We start from the raw sequence: 16,948 nt of genomic DNA on the forward strand, positions 1-16,948 counted from the left end.
TCGGCACATGACCCTCATCGACAACGCCGTGTACGTCGACGGCGTGCGGCTGCCCGACCCGCACAGTCTCGACGAGACCTACGCCCTGATGGGCGAGCGGGGCGGTATGGCCTGGATCGGCCTGTACCGGCCGACCGCGGAGGAGATCCGCTCGGTCGAGAACGAGTTCGGGCTGCACCAGCTCGCCGTCGAAGACGCTCTCACCGGTCATCAGCGCTCGAAGCTCGAGCGCTACGGCGACACCCTGTTCGTGGTGCTGCGCCCCGCGCGCTACCTCGACGCCGAGGAACGGGTGGAGTTCGGCGAGGTGCACGTGTTCATCGGCCCCGGCTTCGTGGTGACGGTGCGGCACGCCGAGTCGCCGAACCTCGGCGCGGTGCGGCACCGGCTCGAAGGCAACCCCGAGCTGCTCGCCCTCGGCCCCGAGGCGGTGCTGTACGCCATCCTCGACGAGGTGGTCGACGAGTACGAGCCGGTGATCGCGGGCCTGCAGAACGACATCGACGAGATCGAGGCTCAGCTGTTCGGCGGCGATCCCGACGTGTCGCGGCGCATCTACGACCTCCTGGGCGAGGTGATGGACTTCCAGCGGGCCGCGCATCCGCTCATCGTCATGCTCGAGGCGCTGCTGAAGGGCGCCGAGAAGTACAAGGTCGACATCGAGGTGCAGCGGGGGCTGCGCGACGTGCTCGACCACGTGCTGTCGGTGGTGGGGCATGCGGATGCGTTCCGCGCCACCTTGCAGAACGCCCTCACCGTGCACTCCACGCTCACCACGCAGCGGCAGAACGAGGAGATGCAGCGCATCAGCCAGAACAACCTCACGCTCGCCGAAGACACCCGCAAGCTCGCCGAGGCGAGCATCAAGCAGGGCGACGAGGTGAAGAAGATCTCGGCCTGGGCCGCGATCCTGTTCGCCCCCAGTCTCATCGCGGGCATCTACGGCATGAACTTCGATCACATGCCCGAGCTGCACTGGGTGTTCGGCTACCCGATGGCGATCGGCGGCATGATCCTCCTCATGGTCATCCTCTACTCCGTCTTCAAGCGCAACCACTGGCTGTAGCCGGTGTCGCCGAGGCGGAGGGGGTGCTCTCCCACGGGCACGAGGGTGTCGCGGGTGATGGGGGAGCCGAAGTAGCTGAAGCCGTCGTCGGTGACGACGGGGCGGGGGTCGCCGGTGGCGGCGAGAGCGGAGCGGAACATCTCGTCGAGGGTCGTCCGCTCGGGCCCGGCCACGTCGAGGGTGCCGCCGAGCGGCTCCGCCGCCGCCACGTCGGCCAGTGCCTCGGCGACCTCGGAGGCCGCCACGGGCTGGAAGAATGCGGCTGTCGCGTGCACGGCGCCGTCGACGGTGGCTCCGTCGGCGAGGATCTCGATGAACTCGAAGAACTGGGTTGCCCGCACGATCGAGAACGCGAGCCCGGATGCGCGCACCAACTCCTCCTGCCGTGTCTTGCCGACCGTGTAGTCGGCCCCCGTGATGTGGTCGGTGCCGACGATCGAGAGGAGCACGTAGTGGCCCACGCCCTGCCCGTTCGCCGCGTCGAGTGCGTTCCGTGTCGACGTCTCTAAGAACTCGCGCACCCCCTCGAACGACCGCGAGTTCACGACGTCGACCACCACGCTCGCGCCGGCGAACGCCTCCGCCAGCCCGGTGCCGGCGACCGTGTCGACCCCGCTCGCCGGTGACGCAGCCATCACCTCGTGCCCCGCTCCGCGCATCCGCTCGACCACCTGCGCACCGACCAACCCGGTTCCCCCGAGCACCACGACCTTCATCTCTCCCTCTCCTCCCGGGCCCGCCCGCTGCGCGCCCTACCCCACCGACGACGCAGCCCCCGAGGATGTGATGCGGGGGCACCACGCTGTCAGGGCTGGTTCCAGGTGGTGAGTTTGGCGGGGTTGAGGGTGAACCAGATGTCGGTGACGAGGTCGTCGTGGACGTCGAGGGTCGCGACGCCGGCGACGATTCCGTCGAGGCGGAAGACGATGCCGGCGAGCCCGTGCACCGTCTCGAGCGAGGGCACGAGTTCGCCCTGCTTGGCGAGGCCGCCGAGAAGGAAGCGCGCCACCTTGTCGGCGCCGAGGATGGGCTTCAACACGGCACGCACCTGCCCACCGCCGTCGACACGGGTGACCGCCGAGGGGTCGAGCAGCGTCAGCAGTCCGCTCAGGTCTCCGCTCTCGCACGCCGCCCAGAACTCGCGCACCACCTCGTCGTGCCGTTCGGCCGACGCCTCGCGTCGACGGCGCTCGGCGATGTGGCGCCGGGCGGTCGAGGCGAGCTTCCGCGTCGCCTGCGGGGTGCGGCCCACGATCACGGCGATCTCGTCGAACGGCATCGCGAACACGTCGTGCAGCACGAACGCCACCCGCTCGGCGGGGGTGAGCGACTCCAGCATGACGAGCAGCGCCATCGTCACCGAGTCGTCGAGCGTCACCCGGTCGAGCGGGTCGACGGCGGTCGAGCCGCCGCCCACCGCCGTCCCCGACAGCGGTTCGGGCAGCCACTCGCCCACATACTGCTCCCGCCGGTGACGGGCAGACCCGAGAACGTCGAGGCACACGTTCGCCGTCACTCGCGTGAGCCAGGCCTCGGGCGAGCGGATGCCGGCACGCTCGTCGTCGCTCAGCCTGAACCAGCGGGCGTACGCCTCCTGCACCGCGTCTTCGGCGTCGGCCGAGGTGCCGAGCATCCGGAACGCCACCGCCAGCAGGTGCCGGCGCTCGCCGAGCACCTGGCCGAGCGAGTCTCCGTGGGGCACGCTCATCTCGGGGACCCCTCCGTCTGCTCCCGCGGCGCCCCACCGGTGGCGAAGGCACGACGCGGATGCTGCAACTCCGGCAACGACACCACGTCGCGCCCGAACAGCAACGCCGACAACCACACCAGCAGCACCCGCACCTTGCGCTCCCAGGTCGGCACCGCGAGCACGTGGTAGCCGCGATGCATGACCCACCCCGGCAGCCCCTTCACCACGATTCCACGGTACTGGAACACCCCCGTTCCGAGCCCGAGCGTGGCCACCACCCCGAGGCTACGGTGCCGGTACGGCCGCGGCCGCTCGCCGCGCAGCGCCCGCGCGAGGTTCTCGGCCAGCAGCCGGCCCTGCCGCACCGCGTGCTGCGCGTTGGGAACCGTGCGCGCATCCGGTCGCTCCGCCTGCAGCACCAGGTCGGGCACGGCGGCGTCGTCGCCCGCCGCCCACGCGCCCTCGATCACGTGCCCGGTTGCGGTGTCGACCACCCTGAGGTCGGCCTTCACCGTGATGAGGCCGCGCGCATCCGTCGGCAGGTCGGTGTGCCGCGCGGCGACCGGGTTCGAGGCGTTGCCCGCCGCCCAGACGAGCAGGCCCGTGTCGTACTCCTCGCCCGTCGACAGCACGATGTGCCGGTCGACGGCCGAGCGCAGCTGCGTGCCGAGGTGCACCCGCGCGCCCCGCTTCTCGAACTGCCGTACGACCCAGCGGCCAGGCTCGTCGCTCACCTCGGGCAGGATGCGGTGGGCCGCCTCGACGAGGTGGAAGTCGAGATCGTCGGGGCCGAGCATCGGGTACCGCTTCAACTGCGCGGTGGCGAGCGAGAGGAGCTCGCCGAACAGCTCCACCCCGGTGAACCCGCCCCCGACCACGGTGACCGACAGCGTGCGCCGCCGCTCCGGCCCGGGCGGCAGCACCGATGCCCGGTCGAAGGCTCCGAGGAGGGCGTCGCGCACGGCGACCCCCTCCTCGACGGTCTTGAGCCCGATCGCCTCCTCCTGCACCCCGTCGATCGGAAGAGTGCGGGTGACCGCACCGGCCGTCACGACCACCACGTCGTAGGCGAGCGCCCGATCGGGCCCCTCGACAGGTCGCACCACGGCGATGCGCTCGGCGTGCCGCAGCTCCACCACGCTGCCGGCCAGCACCCGCGTGTGCGTGAGGTGCCGCCTCAGCGACACCACCGTGTGCCTCGGCTCCACCGACCCCGCGGCGACCTCCGGCAGGAACGGTTGATAGGTCATATAGGGCCGCGGGTCGACCACCGTCACCTCGACCTCCCCGGGTCGCAGCCGCCGCTCGAGACCCCACGCCGTGTAGAAGCCCGCGTAGCCGCCGCCGATGATCAGGATCCTCGTCATCTCGTCCTCCTGTGCTCTCACCTGGATGACGACGGAGCCGCCCGGAATGTGTCATCCGAAGCCCCGGAAAAATTCTTTCGGACTTTTTTGTGACGAATGGTGCGCAGGATGCGTCTCATCTGTGAGCAACGCAATCGATGCTCGCGGAGGGGCCGACCCGATGCCCACTCCGCACCACTGACGTACAGAGCGAAAGGACACCCGTCATGGCCACCGAAGACACCACCCCCACCACCGCAGCGGCCACCACCCCCGCGAAGCCGAACACCCCGGTCTCCGCGTCGCGTGTCGACCGCTCCTCGGCGGCCACCAGCCGCATCACCACCGACGACACCGCTGCCGGCCGCACCACGATCGCTGACGGCGTCGTGGCGAAGGTCGCCGGCATCGCAGCCCGCGAGGTTCAGGGCGTCTACGCCCTCGGCGGCGGCGGAGCCCGCGCGTTCGGCGCCATTCGTGACGCCATCAACGCCACAGACCTCGGCCAGGGAGTGAAGGTGGAGGTCGGCGAGACGCAGGCCGCCGCCGACATCACCATCGTCGTGGAGTACCCGGCCCCCATCCAGCAGGTCGCCTCGCAGGTGCGCACCGCCGTGGCGAGCGCCATCACCCGCCTGGTGGGCCTCGAGGTCGTCGAGGTGAACGTCGACGTGAACGACGTGCACATCCCCGGTGACGACTCCGACGAGCAGACCGAGTCGCGCGTCGCATGAGTGCCACCGTCTCCGGCGCCCTGATCGGCGCCGTGCTCGCAGCCGCCGCACTGCTGTTCGGCTTCTGGGGGTTCCTGCTGGTGGCTCTGTTCATGGTCATCGGGGCGGTCGTCGCCCGGGTGATGAGCGGCCAGCTCGACCTCCGGGCCCTGGCGGGAGTGTTCTCGGGGAGGCGCACCTCCTGATGAGCACCTCACTCCTCGTGACCGCCCCGAGCGCTCCCGCAGGGCGGATCAGCGTTCGCGATCGCGTCATCGAGAAGATCGTTCACCGCGCTTCGGCCGACGCCGTCGGCGTCGAGCCGGGCGAGGTGAAGGTCGAGGTCTCCGAATGGCGCGGCGGGTACGCCGTGCGGGTGCGCACCCCGTTGCCCATCCCCGATCTCGACGACACCGAGGCGATAGCCGCGGGCTCGTCGGTGATCGAACGGGTGACCGCCGTGCAGCACCGGTTGCAGGGTCACCTGGCCCACGTCACCGGTCGTGACATCACCCGACTCGCCGTCGTCGTCACCGGCGCGGTGGTCCCACCGAAGAGGAGAGTGAGATGACGGATCCCGCACTCCGCCGCGTGGTGCGGCGCGAGACCCACTCGCCTCGCACAGTGGCGACGGTCGTCGTGCTGGTGCTCGTCGCTCTCGCCCTCGCGTACCTCGGCACCGAGATCGTATTGCGACTCGCCGGCGCGGGGCCGCTGCTCGTGGCCCCCGCCGCCGGGCTCGACTGGCTCGTGTCGTTGCCCTCGGCCCAGCCCGCCGCGGCCGTCGTCGCAGGAGCCGCGGTCATCGCCGTGCTCGGCGTGGTGCTCATCGTGCTGGCCATCGGCGCGGGGCGTCTGCCCAAGCACCGCATGGGGCCGGATGCTGTGGTCGTCGACAACGGCGTCATCGCCTCCGCCCTCGCCCAGCACGTCGCCGACGAACACGGGCTCCGGCGCGACGAGGTGACGGTGGGCATCGCCCACCGCACCGCCGACGTGACCGTGCACCCCGAGGCCGGCACCGAGATCGATCGGTTCGCCGTCATCCGCACGGCGACCGACGAGCTCGACCGCTACGAACTCGACCCGAGGGTTCGGGTGCGGGCCCGCGTGCACTACCGACAAGAGAAGGAACCGGCGTCATGAACTCGACGAATCGCGGTCTGAACCGTGCGGTGCTGCTCGTCATCGGCCTGGTGCTCCTCGCGGTCGGCGCCGCCGCCGGCACCGCCGTGCTGTGGCCCGCCTTCGGCGACGCCTGGAAGGCGACGGTGGGTGGCGCGGTCGACGGCCTCCAGTCGGCCCACCAGGCCAGCCGGGTGGCCGACGGCACCACGGTCAGCTGGGTCGCCATCGGCGTGCTCGGAGCCATGCTCGTTCTCGTCATCGTGGCGATCGTGATCGTCGCGAACCTCGGCGGCCGCCGTACTCGCACAGTGCTGAAGACCGCGGGCTCCGAGAGTCCGCTCGGCCCCATCACCGTGCAGGAGTCGTTCGCCGCCGACGCGATCCGGGGAAGCCTGGCCGCCCACGACGAGATCCTCTCGAGCAGCGTGTCGGCGAACCGGGTGAAGGGCAGCAGTGTGCTGCACGTCTCGGTCACCCCGCGACAGAACACCTCACCCCAGGAGGTCGCGACCCTCGTGGCGCGGCTCACCACGAACCTGGCGACGCTCACCGGGCACGCTGTGCCGACCTTCGTGTCGATCCACAGCGGGCTCCGAGCCCGCCTGGCCGGAGACGCGCGGCGCTTGAACTGAGCGCCGCCGGCTCCACCCACCACCACACCCACCATCGAGAAGGAGAAGATCATGGGACTCGACGACAAGATCCGCAACGCCGCTGAAGACATCGCCGGCAAGGCGAAGGAAGGCCTCGGCAAGGCGACCGGCAACGAGAAGCTCGAGGCCGAGGGTAAGGCCGACCAGGCCAAGGCCGACGCCAAGAAGGCCGGCGAGAACGTGAAGGACGCGTTCAAGCACTGAGTGCATCGCACGGCCGACGGATGCGGTGACGCCGTGACAGCATCCGTCACCACCACGAAGGTCCCGGGTCGCACACCCGGGGCCTTCGTCGTGCTCGGAGGTCGCGCCGCGCTCCGCGGCGGACTCTACCTGCCGCTCGGCAGCGGCTCGACGCCGAAGGCGCGGGCGAGCTTGTCGATCTTCTCGGCGCGGCCGAGGCGCGGCAGGTCGCTGCCGTCGCGGATGACCCGGCCGCGGGCCTCGAAGTCGTCGAGGAAGTCGCGGGCCCAGGTCACATCCGACTGGGTGGGGCTGATGACCTCGTTGATGACGGGCAGCTGCTCGACGTCGAGGCAGAGCTTGCCGGTGAGCCCCAGCGCGACGGCCACGGCCGACTGCTCCCGGAGCACGGGGTGGCTCGACGAGACGGTGGGCCCGTCGATGGGGCCGGGGAGCTTGCCGACGCGGCTGGCGATGACGAGGCGCGAACGCGGGTAGGCCATGGCGATGTCTTCGGCGCTGGTGCCGGTGTCGCGCCGGTAGTCGCCCGAGCCGAAGGCGAGGCGGTAGGCACCGCGGGCACGGGCGATGGAGACGGCCTCCTCGATGCCGAGCGCCGACTCGATGAGCACGAGCACGGGGGTGGTGCCGCCGAGGCGGTCGAAGGTCTCGGTGACGTCGGCCGCCGACTCGGTCTTCGCGAGCATCACGCCGCGGAGGCCGGGAACGCCCTTCAGCTCGTCGACGTCGTCGCTCCAGAAGTCGCTGGCGCGGTCGTTGATGCGCACCCAGCCGCTGCCGCCCTTCGACAGCCACTCCACCACGTCGCCGCGCGCCTCGGGCTTGTGCTTCGGGTCGACGGCGTCTTCGATGTCGAGCACGATCTGATCGGCTCGCGACTTGGCGGCGGAGTCGAACTGCTCTGTTCGGCGGGCGGAGACGAGCAGCCACGAGCGGGCGATCTCTCCGGGGATCTCGGTGGGTGGGTGGGTCTCAGTCACACGCTCAAGTCTACGGATGCGCGCCATTGCGCTGTATACGAGTTCATACAGTTCACGGAGAGGACTGTTGTGGGCGCCGCGCAGCCCGTGGACGATAGCCTGTGCGGGTGAACGAGCCCCGCGCATCCGGCCCCACCGCGAGCGTCGAACTGAGCGCCGGAGGCGTCGGCCCGTGGGCGGGGGAGTGGCCGGAGGGCGAGCAGTACGACCCCGAGCTGCTCGAACGCGGCGACACCCGCAACGTCATCGACCGCTACCGCTACTGGCGCATGGACGCGATCATCGCGGATCTCGACCAGCACCGGCATCCGTTCCACGTCGCCATCGAGAACTGGCAGCACGATCTCAACATCGGCTCGATCGTGAGGAGCGCCAACGCCTTCGCCGCCGACACCGTGCACATCATCGGCCGCAAGCGCTGGAACAAACGCGGAGCAATGGTGACCGACCGCTACCAGCACGTGCGGAACCACCCCGACGTCGCCTCCTTCGTCGAGCTCGCCCGGTCGGAGGGGCTGCCTGTCGTCGCCATCGACAATGTGCCCGGGAGCGTCATCATCGAGACCTTCGCCTTCCCCGAGCGCTGCGTGCTGCTGTTCGGGCAGGAGGGCCCCGGCCTCTCGCCCGAGGCCCTCTCCGCGGCGGATGCGGTGGTCGAGATCTCGCAGTTCGGATCCACCCGCTCGATCAACGCCTCGGCCGCCGCCGCCGTCGCCATGCACGCCTGGATCGCCCAGCACGTGCGGTTCTGACGGCCTCGGCATGCGTGTCTCCTGCGTCAGGCGCGGGAGGGCGCAGAGGCTGCGGTGGCGGGTTCCGCCGTCTCATCCGGTTCGGCTACCGGCGAACGCCCCGGGAGGAGGAACGACAGCAGCATGGCAACGGCAGTGATGCCGATGGCCCACCAGAACGACTGCTGGAACGCACCCACCGCATCTGTCTCGACCGCTCCCGAACCGCCGCCCGCAGCGGCGCCGGCGAGCACCACCGCGAGCACCGCCGTGCCGAAGGCCCCGCCGAGCTGCTGCGAGAGCCGCGTGATGGTGCTCGCGTGCGGGATCTCGTGCTGCTCGAGCCCGACGAAGCCCACTGCCATGATCGGGATCATCACCGCGCCGAGTCCCATGCCCCGCACCACGAGCACGGCGCAGATCCACCACAGGTTCGTGCTCGCATCGGCGAAGGCGAACGGGACGGTCGCCACGAGCACCACCGCGAAGCCCAGGATGGCCACGGTGCGCGCTCCGATGCGGTCGGTGAGGCGCCCCGCCAGGGAGCGGCTGAGCAGTGAGCCCACGCCCTGCGGGATGAGCAGGAGGCCGGCGCCGAGCGCGTCGGTGCCGCGGAGTTCTTGGAACGACAGGGGGAGCAGGAGCATCCCGCCGTAGAGGGCGGCGCCCATGAGGAACATGGCGCCCGACGCCGCGGCGAGGGGGCGGTGGCGCATCAGGCGCAGGTCGACGAGCGCCGCGCGCTTCGCGCGGGTGGCCCAGAGCGTGAACGCGGCGAGCAGGGCGAGGCCCGCCGCGAGGGGCGCCCAGACGTCGAACCGCGCGAACCCGCCGGCGCTGCCGGCGTTGCTGAGGCCGTAGAGCAGCCCGACGACGGCGGGGGAGAGCAGCGTGAGCCCCACCACGTCGAGCTTCGCGGCGCCGGTCGGGCCGTCGGCGGGGATGAAGCGCCAGGCGAGCACGAGCGCGACGGCTGCGAAGGGCACGTTCACCCAGAACAGCCACGGCCAGGCGCCGGCGCCGAGGATGAGCCCGCCGATCACCGGGCCGAGGATGGGGCCGAGGGCGGTCGGGAGGGAGACGACGGCCATCGTGCGCCCGAGCGCCTGGCCGCGGGCGGCCTGCATCAGGAGGGTCGTGAGCAGCGGCATCATGGCGCCCGCGCCCACACCCTGCACGACACGGAACGCGATGAGGCTCCCGGCGTCCCAGGCGAGCGAGCACAGGATGCTGCCGACGAGGAACACGACGAGCGCCGCCATCCACAGTCGCCGGCCGCCGATGCGGTTCTGCAGCCAGCCGACGAGTGGCACGGTGACTCCCATCGCGAGCAGGTAGCCCGTGCTCACCCACTGGATGGTCTCGATGCTCGCGTTCAGGTCGCCGGCGAGGGTGTGCAGGGCGACGCTCACGATGGTCGCATCGAACAGCGGTGCCATCGCGCCGACGACGAGGGCGATGGCGAGGCGGCGGAGGTTCTTGTCCATGATCACCTTAGATACTTGATTGTGTCTTATGGGCAGCACTCTATGTCGTCGGGATAAGATACGCAAATGGATCTTGTGAAGACGCGCCGCCGTGGCGCCGAACTCGAGCGCGCGCTGCTCGATGCGGCCTGGGCCGAGCTTGAAGAGGTGGGCTACCCGGCGTTCAGCTTCGACGGCGTCGCCGCGCGGGCCGGCACCTCGAAGCCGGTGCTCTACCGCCGCTGGCCGGCGAAGGTCGATCTCGTGCTGGCGGCCTTGCAGCACGGCGGCCTGTTCGCGGCCCGGGAGACGCCCGACACCGGAACGTTGCGGGGCGACATTCTCGCCGCTCTCCGCGACTTCAACGCGGCGCGGTCGGGGTTCATGGCGGTGATCAGCGTGTACATGGCGAGCATCCACGCCGACACCGGCCTGTCACCCGCCGACCTGCGCCGCCGCCTGCTCGAGGGCCGCACCGAGATGGGGCGGCGGATGCTGGAACGCGCCGCCGCGCGCGGCGAGATCCCGTTGCGCGACTGGCCGCAGGGCGTCACGACCCTCCCCTCCGACCTGGTGCGCCACGACCTCGTCATGACCCTGAAGCCGCTCCCCGATCCCCGCATCCTCGAGATCGTCGACGAGATCTGGCTGCCGCTGGTGCGCTGACCCCGCTGCGCGCCTCGGGCCTCACGGAGCGGGCGGGCAGTCGACCCGTCACAAGATTCCTACTAAAGCGGCCTGAGGGGGCACTCTGTGCCGGGTCGATGCTGCCGCGGGAGCGCGGGAGCGCGGGAGCGCGGGAGCGCGGGAGCGCGGGCTACTCGCGGGTGCTCGTGGCGGGGTGGGGCGAGCGGGAGCGGGCGGCGAGGGTGGCGGCGGTGGCGCCGGCTGCGGCGACACCCGTGGCGACGGCGGCGGTGACGGCTGCCGCGGTGCCGGGGGCGCCGGTGTCGGCGAGGGCCGGGCGCGCGGGAGGGGCGGGAGGGGCCGGCGGCACCGGGGGCGCGGGGGGAGCAGGCGGGGTGGGGGCGTGGGCGAGCACCTCGTCGAGCCAGTCGAAGACGACCTCGTTGCGCACCTGGGGCGCCATGGGCGCGCAGTGGAACTCGGTGCCCGTGGCGTAGGTGAAGGTGTGACTCGTCACCGAGGCGGCTTTCGTGAGCCACTCGGCGACCTGTGCGCCCTGACCCGAGAAGAACGTGTCGGAGTCGTACTCGTTGATCAGCACGTGCGCGGTCACCTCGCCGACGAGTGCGGCGTCGGCGTTGAACGCGGTGAGCGCGTCGAGCAGGCCGACGATGTCGGTGATCACTCCCCCGCTCATCGCCTCGTCGTGCAGCGTCGAGCCGTAGATCTCGCCGCGCTTGTTCACGAGGAACTTCAGCGCGTCCTGCCCGTCGGGGCCGTAGGCGGGGGAGGTGCCCTCGAACAGCTCCTTCCAGTTCGCGTTGCTCACCGACCCGAAGTACTGCTCCATGGCATCGACGAGCGGCTGCCAGGGCTGGGCGTTGTCCCAGAAGCCCGGGTCGGCGACCACGGCTTTGAGGCGCGGCTCGGCGGCGGCGGCGCGCATCACCAGCACCCCGCCGAAGCTCCAGCCGGTGAGCGCGACCTTCTGCGCATCCGTCTCCGGCTGGGCGGTGACGAAGTCGACGAGGGGCGTCACGACGTCGCCCCAGTACGGAGTGAACGGGATGTCCTGCTCGAACAGCATCGACCCCTGCCCCGGCCCCTCGAACAGCAGCACGTTGTAGCCGCGCTCGAGCCCGGCAGCGCCGCCGTAGGCCCAGATATCGACGAACTGGGCGTCGCTGCCGTTGTTGACGATGACGGTGGGCTTCGCCCCGGTTCCGGATGCACGCCCCCAGTACGCCGGGATCGTCACGGTGCGCGTGGTCACCGAACCGTCGAGCTCGCGGAACCGCACCTGGGCCGGGATCTCGACCCGCTGCAGCACCGGCTCGAGCAGCGCAGCCGCCGCGGCCCAGCAGCGCTGCATCGCGCTGTAGATCTCGGCCTCGCGACCCGGCGCATCCGTTCCCAGCACGAAGAAGAGCACGCAGTTGTAGTAGGAGGCAGCGCGCAGGTAGCGGGCGCGCGCCGTGACGTAGCGGCCCGCTGCGAGCTCGGCGTCGGCCTCGGCGGCCAGGCGCGCGGCGAGCGACTCGAAGGAGTCGGCGTAGGGCTGGTAGGCGGGGATGGCCTCCGCGCCGCCGGCGGTGATCGCCGCCTGCACGGCGGCGACCGCGCTCGCCACCTCTCCCACCTCTCCCGCCTGGTAGGCGGCCTCACCGTACGCGGTGAGGGTCTGGAAGTTGAGGTCGTCCTGCTGGGGGAACGGGGTGAGGCCCGGGTCGGGGGCCGCCACCGAGGTGGTGGTGCGGGCGGCGACCGCGCCGGTGCCCGCCGCCGCTCGCGCAGCGGTGCCGGCGAGAGCCACTGCGCTCGTGCCCGGCACGGCCGCCGAGGCGGGAGCGGCGCCCGCCACACCGAACGCGACACCTGCCCCGCCGGCGGCGGCGAGTCCGAGCAGGGAGCGGCGGGTGAGTTCGGGCGTCATGGCGCTCCTCGACTGTCGTGGGTGGGGGTGCCCGAAGCCTAACGACGAAGGCCCCGCCCGGGCAGCCCCCGAGCGGGGACTGGCGGGCGCGCCCGCGCGGGTTCAATACACTGGGAGGCATGTCCAAAGTCCTCACCTCCCTCCCTGTCGGCGAGCGCGTCGGAATCGCGTTCTCGGGCGGGCTCGACACCTCGGTCGCCGTCGCGTGGATGCGCGAGAAGGGCGCGGTGCCCTGCACCTACACCGCCGACCTCGGCCAGCCCGACGAGCCCGACGTGGAGGCCGTTCCCGGCCGCGCCGGCGAGTACGGCGCCGAGATCGCCCGCCTGGTCGACTGCCGGGCGGCGCTCGTGGAGGAGGGGCTGGATGCGCTGCAGTGCGGTGCGTTCCACATCCGTTCCGGCGGCAAGACCTACTTCAACACCACACCCCTCGGCCGTGCCGTCACCGGCACGCTGCTCGTGCGCGCGATGAAGGAAGACGACGTCGAGATCTGGGGCGACGGCTCGACCTACAAGGGCAACGACATCGAGCGGTTCTACCGCTACGGCCTGCTCGCCAACCCGCGCCTGCGCATCTACAAGCCATGGCTCGACGAGGCCTTCGTCACCGAGCTCGGCGGCCGCCAGGAGATGAGCGAGTGGCTCGTCGCCCGCGGCTTCCCCTACCGCGCCTCGGCCGAGAAGGCCTACTCCACCGACGCCAACATCTGGGGCGCCACGCACGAGGCCAAGACCCTCGAGCAGCTCGACACGGGCGTCGAGATCGTCGAGCCCATCATGGGCGTGCCGTTCTGGCGCGACGAGGTGGCGATCGAGTCAGAGATCGTGTCGGTGACCTTCGAGGCGGGTCGACCGGTCGCCCTCAACGGCACCTCGTACGACGACGCCGTCGCCATCGTGCTCGAGGCCAACGCCATCGGCGGCCGCCACGGCCTCGGCATGAGCGACCAGATCGAGAACCGCATCATCGAGGCGAAGTCGCGCGGCATCTACGAGGCGCCGGGCATGGCGCTGCTGCACATCGCCTACGAGCGTCTGCTGAACGCCATCCACAACGAAGACACCGTGGCGAACTACCACCTCGAGGGTCGTCGTCTCGGTCGCCTCATGTACGAGGGCCGCTGGCTCGACCCGCAGGCGCTCATGCTGCGCGAGTCGATCGGGCGCTGGGTGGGTTCGGCCGTCACCGGCACCGTCACGCTGAAGCTGCGTCGGGGAGACGACTACAGCATCCTGAACACCGAGGGCCCCTCGCTCAGCTACCACCCCGACAAGCTCTCGATGGAGCGCGTGGGCGACGCGGCCTTCGGCCCGCTCGACCGCATCGGCCAGCTCACCATGCGCAACCTCGACATCGCCGACACCCGTTCGCGCCTCGAGCAGTACGCACGACAGGGCATCGTGGGCGGCGCGACCGCGCAGCTCGTGGGCGACCTCGAGTCGGGCGAGGCCGCGGCCATCACCGCGGGCGGCCCCGAGTCGGAGCTCGAGGCGGCCACCGACGCCGCGAACGAGGCCTCCGCCTTCGACCTCGGCACCGACTGACCCGCACGGCGCCCCGCGCCGCGCCCCGACTTCCCCCTACTGCGCTCCCGCACTCGAGTGGGCGCAAAGCGCCGCCTCGAGCGCCCCGAAAGGGCGCAAAGTGCCGCTTCGAGCGGCCGTAGGCGGCACTTTGCGCCCACTCGACGGGCGGCTCTCGCCGCGCCGGGGCGGCGCGGGCGGCTGGTAGCCTCTCAGCGTGAATCGAGTGCGGGCCACGACCCTCGAGGACGTCGCCCGGGCGGCGGGGGTGTCGCGCGCGACGGTGTCGCTCGCGCTCGCCGGCACGGGGCGACTCTCGGCCGAGACCAGGGCCCGCGTGCGTGCCGTGGCCGCCGAGCTCGACTACTCGGTCAACGTGGGGGCGAGCAACCTCCGTCGCGCCCGTGCGGGTGCCCTCGGCGTGTACCTCCCCGAGAGCACCAACGGCCTCGCGTACTACATGGACTTCGTGTTCGGCGCCGTCGAGACCGCTGCCGCGAGCGGGCAGTCGGTGACGATCGTCGCCGGGGCCACGGCCGGTGAACGGGCCAGGGCTCATGTCGACGGGTACATCCTCATCGACCCGCCCGACGACGACCCGGTGGTGCGGCGCATCCTCGAGGGCCGCCTTCCCGTCGTCTCGGGCGAGCGCGTGCCGTCAGGGCTCCCGGCGCCGTGGGGCGTGGTGTACTCCGACCATCGGATGGGCATGACGGCCCTCATGAACCACGTCGCCGAGCGCGGAGCGACGCGCCCCGCACTCATCGCGCCTCCCGCCACGACCGTCTGGGGCAGCGAGGTGCGAGACGCCTACCTCGCCTGGTGCGCGGCCGCCGGGGTGGAGCCGATCGTGCGGGAGTCGCCCGAGCGCTTCATGCCCGACGACGTGCGACGCGTGGCCACCGAGCTGCTGAGCAGCGCCGACCGCCCCGACGCCATCATCTCCGCGCCCGACGGCTCGGCGGTCGGCGCCGTGTCGGCGGCACGCGGCCTGGGTCTCGAGGTGGGAACGGATGTGCTCATCACCGCGTACGCCGACAGCCTCGCCATGCAGATGGCCGACCCGCCCATCACGGCCATCGACCTCCGTGCGCGCGACTTCGGGCGCCACTGCGCAGCGATGCTGCTCTCGGCGCTCCACGGCGACGGCGACGGCGCCGCAGGCGTGACAGGCACCGACGCCGAGGCCCGCACCGACGCCGAGGCGGCACCCGAAGTCGAGGCGGAGGCCTTCACGATCGACCTCCGCGTGCGCGCCTCGACCGGCGCGCCGCGCCCGCCCCAGACCCGGGCCCCCTAGAATTCCCGCAGGTTCTCGCGCAACGTCGCCCCCGAGTACGACGAGCGCGTGAGTCCGCGACGCTTCAACGCGGGCACGAGCCCGTCGGTGATCTCGGCGATGTTCTTGCGGTTGAGCGGCCCCGAGAGCAGGAACCCGTCGCCGCCGACCTCCTCGATCACCTCGCCCATCTTCGCCGCCACCGTGTCGGGGCTGCCGACGAGATCGATCGTCGCCACCATGTTGTGGGCGATGACGAGCTCGCGCAGGGTCTTGCCCGCCGCATCCTTTTGGTAGCGCGCCATGGTGCTCTGCTGGGCGTTCACCTTGCCGTCGAGGTCGGGCATCGGCTGGTCGAGGTCGAACTGGGCGAAGTCGATGCCCGAGAAGTACGACATGACCGAGAGGTGCTCCTCGACGTAGGCGTCGGTGGTCTTCTTCTCGGCCCGCGCGGCGGCGATGTCGCGCGCCACCTGGTCGGTCTCGCCGATGATCGGGTCGACCATGAAGAGGATCTTGCACTCCTCGGGTGCCCGCCCGTGCGCGGCCATGCGCTCGTGGATGTCGCGGCGGTACGCCTTCATCGACTCGATGCCGTTGGGCACGCAGAAGATGACGTCGGCGAAGCGCGCCCCGAACTCCCGGCCCGCGGGCGAACCGCCGGCCTGGGAGATGACGGGCCGCCCCTGCGGCCCGGGCGGGGTGTTGAGCGGCCCGCGCGAGGAGTAGTGCTTCCCGGCGAAGTGGATGGGGTGCACCTTGGTGTGGTCGGCGAAGACGTGCCGCTCGGTGTCCATGACGACGGCGCCGGGCTCCCACGAGTCCCAGAGCTGCGTGACGAGATCGGTCCACTCCTCGGCCATGCCGTAGCGGAGGTCGTGGTCGTGGTGGCCCTCGAGCCCGAAGTTCTGCGCGGCGCGGTCGCTGGCCGAGGTGACCAGGTTGCCGCCCGCGTGGCCGCCCGAGAGCTGGTCGAGCGTGGCGAGCATCCGTGCCGCCATGAAGGGCGGGTAGAACGAGGTCGAGATGGTGGGGATGTAGCCGAGGTTCTTGGTGACCTGGGTGAGCACGGCGACCATCGCGGTGGGGTCGGAGCGCGGGATCTCCTGCGCGAACTTCAGATCAGCCTCCATGCTGCCGCCGAACACGTCGGGAACCATGAGGCCGTCTTGGAACACCATGAAGTCGAAGCAGGCGCGCTCGAGTGCCCGCGCGGCGTCGGCGTACAGACTCGGCGACCACCAGTCGTCGTTGTCGGTGCCCGCCCAGTCGCGGCCCCACGACTGCACGCTGTAGCCGTTGCCGACGAACCATCCGAGGTGAAACATGCGGGTCTCCGTATCGCTTGCCGGGGGAGGGACGTCTCCGATGATGGGAAGCCGTTCGGAGCACTGTCAAACCGTTCGGGCCACTCGCGGAATGAATTAACACGCTCGCCACATCGGCGAAACACCGTCTGTCGGCGGCGGCTCGCCATAGTGCGGATCCGGTTGCGTTGCGATCGCTGCAATGACACGGAATGACGACCGTAACCGATGGTCGAAACGGATGCTCGCAACCGATTCCGAAGCTTCGCAGATGTTTCGGGCGGGTAAACAGAAGAATC

Annotated in this window: 18 protein-coding genes; 11 read left to right on the plus strand and 7 right to left on the minus strand. The window is 71.0% G+C overall.

The genetic code is table 11. The features are described 5' to 3' along the window. Positions 1–7: 7 nt before the first annotated feature. Positions 8–1,066 carry a magnesium and cobalt transport protein CorA gene (locus tag ABFY20_RS01075; protein WP_368498102.1) on the plus strand — a complete coding sequence of 353 codons (1,059 nt, stop codon included), beginning with the start codon at positions 8–10 and terminating at the stop codon, positions 1,064–1,066. On the opposite strand, the gene ABFY20_RS01080 is transcribed toward ABFY20_RS01075, so the two are convergent. From ABFY20_RS01080 to ABFY20_RS01090, 3 genes are all read right to left on the minus strand, one after another. Further along, entirely contained in the window at positions 1,033–1,782 is a 750-nt protein-coding gene (locus tag ABFY20_RS01080) for an SDR family oxidoreductase (protein ID WP_368498103.1), read from the minus strand. The genes ABFY20_RS01075 and ABFY20_RS01080 overlap by 34 nt on opposite strands. Before the next feature lie 89 nt (positions 1,783–1,871). Next, the gene (sigJ, locus tag ABFY20_RS01085; RefSeq protein ID WP_368498104.1) at positions 1,872–2,774 is read right to left on the minus strand and encodes an RNA polymerase sigma factor SigJ; all 903 of its coding nucleotides are present in this window, start codon (positions 2,772–2,774) and stop codon (positions 1,872–1,874) included. Next, complete coding sequence (locus tag ABFY20_RS01090) at positions 2,771–4,123, minus strand: NAD(P)/FAD-dependent oxidoreductase (RefSeq protein WP_368498105.1); 1,353 nt, start codon at positions 4,121–4,123, stop codon at positions 2,771–2,773. The genes sigJ and ABFY20_RS01090 overlap by 4 nt, the downstream gene beginning before the upstream one ends. A 206-nt stretch (positions 4,124–4,329) precedes the next feature. Between ABFY20_RS01090 and ABFY20_RS01095 the strand changes: the two genes are divergently transcribed. The 6 genes from ABFY20_RS01095 to ABFY20_RS01120 are packed head-to-tail and all read left to right on the plus strand — an operon-like array spanning position 4,330 to position 6,800. Further along, positions 4,330–4,836, plus strand: coding sequence for an Asp23/Gls24 family envelope stress response protein (locus ABFY20_RS01095; RefSeq protein ID WP_368498106.1), 507 nt, complete (start codon positions 4,330–4,332; stop codon positions 4,834–4,836). Beyond that, complete coding sequence (locus tag ABFY20_RS01100) at positions 4,833–5,021, plus strand: DUF2273 domain-containing protein (protein WP_171706452.1); 189 nt, start codon at positions 4,833–4,835, stop codon at positions 5,019–5,021. Before ABFY20_RS01095 ends, ABFY20_RS01100 begins: the two co-directional genes overlap by 4 nt. Further along, the gene (locus ABFY20_RS01105) at positions 5,021–5,386 is read left to right on the plus strand and encodes an NTP pyrophosphohydrolase (protein ID WP_368498107.1); all 366 of its coding nucleotides are present in this window, start codon (positions 5,021–5,023) and stop codon (positions 5,384–5,386) included. The genes ABFY20_RS01100 and ABFY20_RS01105 overlap by 1 nt, the downstream gene beginning before the upstream one ends. Next, entirely contained in the window at positions 5,383–5,961 is a 579-nt protein-coding gene (locus ABFY20_RS01110) for a DNA/RNA endonuclease G (RefSeq protein WP_368498108.1), read from the plus strand. Before ABFY20_RS01105 ends, ABFY20_RS01110 begins: the two co-directional genes overlap by 4 nt. Beyond that, positions 5,958–6,575, plus strand: a complete 618-nt coding sequence (locus ABFY20_RS01115; protein ID WP_368498109.1) for a hypothetical protein — start codon at positions 5,958–5,960, stop codon at positions 6,573–6,575. Before ABFY20_RS01110 ends, ABFY20_RS01115 begins: the two co-directional genes overlap by 4 nt. A gap of 51 nt (positions 6,576–6,626) precedes the next feature. Beyond that, positions 6,627–6,800, plus strand: coding sequence for a CsbD family protein (locus tag ABFY20_RS01120; protein ID WP_368498110.1), 174 nt, complete (start codon positions 6,627–6,629; stop codon positions 6,798–6,800). Between the two features lie 125 nt (positions 6,801–6,925). Here ABFY20_RS01120 and ABFY20_RS01125 read toward each other — a convergent pair whose 3' ends face one another. Continuing rightward, positions 6,926–7,780, minus strand: coding sequence for a CoA ester lyase (locus tag ABFY20_RS01125; RefSeq protein ID WP_368498111.1), 855 nt, complete (start codon positions 7,778–7,780; stop codon positions 6,926–6,928). A 107-nt stretch (positions 7,781–7,887) separates the two neighbouring features. Here ABFY20_RS01125 and ABFY20_RS01130 point away from each other — a divergent pair, with 107 nt between their 5' ends. Beyond that, positions 7,888–8,532 carry a TrmH family RNA methyltransferase gene (locus tag ABFY20_RS01130; protein ID WP_368498112.1) on the plus strand — a complete coding sequence of 215 codons (645 nt, stop codon included), beginning with the start codon at positions 7,888–7,890 and terminating at the stop codon, positions 8,530–8,532. Between the two features lie 26 nt (positions 8,533–8,558). Here the strand turns inward: ABFY20_RS01130 and ABFY20_RS01135 are convergent, their stop codons facing one another. Beyond that, complete coding sequence (locus ABFY20_RS01135; RefSeq protein ID WP_368498113.1) at positions 8,559–9,998, minus strand: MDR family MFS transporter; 1,440 nt, start codon at positions 9,996–9,998, stop codon at positions 8,559–8,561. A gap of 66 nt (positions 9,999–10,064) precedes the next feature. Between ABFY20_RS01135 and ABFY20_RS01140 the strand changes: the two genes are divergently transcribed. Continuing rightward, positions 10,065–10,643 carry a TetR/AcrR family transcriptional regulator gene (locus tag ABFY20_RS01140; protein ID WP_368498114.1) on the plus strand — a complete coding sequence of 193 codons (579 nt, stop codon included), beginning with the start codon at positions 10,065–10,067 and terminating at the stop codon, positions 10,641–10,643. A gap of 151 nt (positions 10,644–10,794) precedes the next feature. Here the strand turns inward: ABFY20_RS01140 and ABFY20_RS01145 are convergent, their stop codons facing one another. Continuing rightward, positions 10,795–12,537: an alpha/beta hydrolase family protein gene (locus tag ABFY20_RS01145; RefSeq protein ID WP_368498115.1), complete on the minus strand. Its 1,743-nt coding sequence runs from the start codon at positions 12,535–12,537 to the stop codon at positions 10,795–10,797. Between the two features lie 119 nt (positions 12,538–12,656). Here ABFY20_RS01145 and argG point away from each other — a divergent pair, with 119 nt between their 5' ends. Continuing rightward, positions 12,657–14,084 (plus strand): argininosuccinate synthase, encoded by a 1,428-nt coding sequence (gene argG, locus ABFY20_RS01150; RefSeq protein WP_368498116.1) that lies wholly within the window; start codon positions 12,657–12,659, stop codon positions 14,082–14,084. Between the two features lie 196 nt (positions 14,085–14,280). Further along, positions 14,281–15,363 carry a LacI family DNA-binding transcriptional regulator gene (locus ABFY20_RS01155; RefSeq protein ID WP_368498117.1) on the plus strand — a complete coding sequence of 361 codons (1,083 nt, stop codon included), beginning with the start codon at positions 14,281–14,283 and terminating at the stop codon, positions 15,361–15,363. On the opposite strand, the gene ABFY20_RS01160 is transcribed toward ABFY20_RS01155, so the two are convergent. Next, the gene (locus ABFY20_RS01160) at positions 15,360–16,670 is read right to left on the minus strand and encodes an NtaA/DmoA family FMN-dependent monooxygenase (protein ID WP_368498118.1); all 1,311 of its coding nucleotides are present in this window, start codon (positions 16,668–16,670) and stop codon (positions 15,360–15,362) included. The genes ABFY20_RS01155 and ABFY20_RS01160 overlap by 4 nt on opposite strands. Positions 16,671–16,948 lie beyond the last annotated feature (278 nt).

The sequence above is a fragment of the Herbiconiux sp. A18JL235 genome (genome assembly GCF_040939305.1).
Classification (GTDB): Bacteria; Actinomycetota; Actinomycetes; order Actinomycetales; family Microbacteriaceae; genus Herbiconiux.

Excerpts from the sequence above, each read along its gene's own strand:
- ABFY20_RS01080 (WP_368498103.1), bottom strand. The coding sequence starts at position 1,782 with ATGAAGGTCGTGGTGCTCGGGGGAACCGGGTTGGTCGGTGCGCAGGTG.
- ABFY20_RS01120 (WP_368498110.1), top strand. The coding sequence starts at position 6,627 with ATGGGACTCGACGACAAGATCCGCAACGCCGCTGAAGACATCGCCGGC.
- ABFY20_RS01145 (WP_368498115.1), bottom strand. The coding sequence starts at position 12,537 with ATGACGCCCGAACTCACCCGCCGCTCCCTGCTCGGACTCGCCGCCGCC.
- ABFY20_RS01090 (WP_368498105.1), bottom strand. The coding sequence starts at position 4,123 with ATGACGAGGATCCTGATCATCGGCGGCGGCTACGCGGGCTTCTACACG.
- ABFY20_RS01095 (WP_368498106.1), top strand. The coding sequence starts at position 4,330 with ATGGCCACCGAAGACACCACCCCCACCACCGCAGCGGCCACCACCCCC.
- ABFY20_RS01115 (WP_368498109.1), top strand. The coding sequence starts at position 5,958 with ATGAACTCGACGAATCGCGGTCTGAACCGTGCGGTGCTGCTCGTCATC.
- ABFY20_RS01100 (WP_171706452.1), top strand. The coding sequence starts at position 4,833 with ATGAGTGCCACCGTCTCCGGCGCCCTGATCGGCGCCGTGCTCGCAGCC.
- ABFY20_RS01110 (WP_368498108.1), top strand. The coding sequence starts at position 5,383 with ATGACGGATCCCGCACTCCGCCGCGTGGTGCGGCGCGAGACCCACTCG.
- sigJ (WP_368498104.1), bottom strand. The coding sequence starts at position 2,774 with ATGAGCGTGCCCCACGGAGACTCGCTCGGCCAGGTGCTCGGCGAGCGC.
- ABFY20_RS01160 (WP_368498118.1), bottom strand. The coding sequence starts at position 16,670 with ATGTTTCACCTCGGATGGTTCGTCGGCAACGGCTACAGCGTGCAGTCG.
- argG (WP_368498116.1), top strand. The coding sequence starts at position 12,657 with ATGTCCAAAGTCCTCACCTCCCTCCCTGTCGGCGAGCGCGTCGGAATC.
- ABFY20_RS01135 (WP_368498113.1), bottom strand. The coding sequence starts at position 9,998 with ATGGACAAGAACCTCCGCCGCCTCGCCATCGCCCTCGTCGTCGGCGCG.
- ABFY20_RS01105 (WP_368498107.1), top strand. The coding sequence starts at position 5,021 with ATGAGCACCTCACTCCTCGTGACCGCCCCGAGCGCTCCCGCAGGGCGG.
- ABFY20_RS01075 (WP_368498102.1), top strand. The coding sequence starts at position 8 with ATGACCCTCATCGACAACGCCGTGTACGTCGACGGCGTGCGGCTGCCC.
- ABFY20_RS01140 (WP_368498114.1), top strand. The coding sequence starts at position 10,065 with ATGGATCTTGTGAAGACGCGCCGCCGTGGCGCCGAACTCGAGCGCGCG.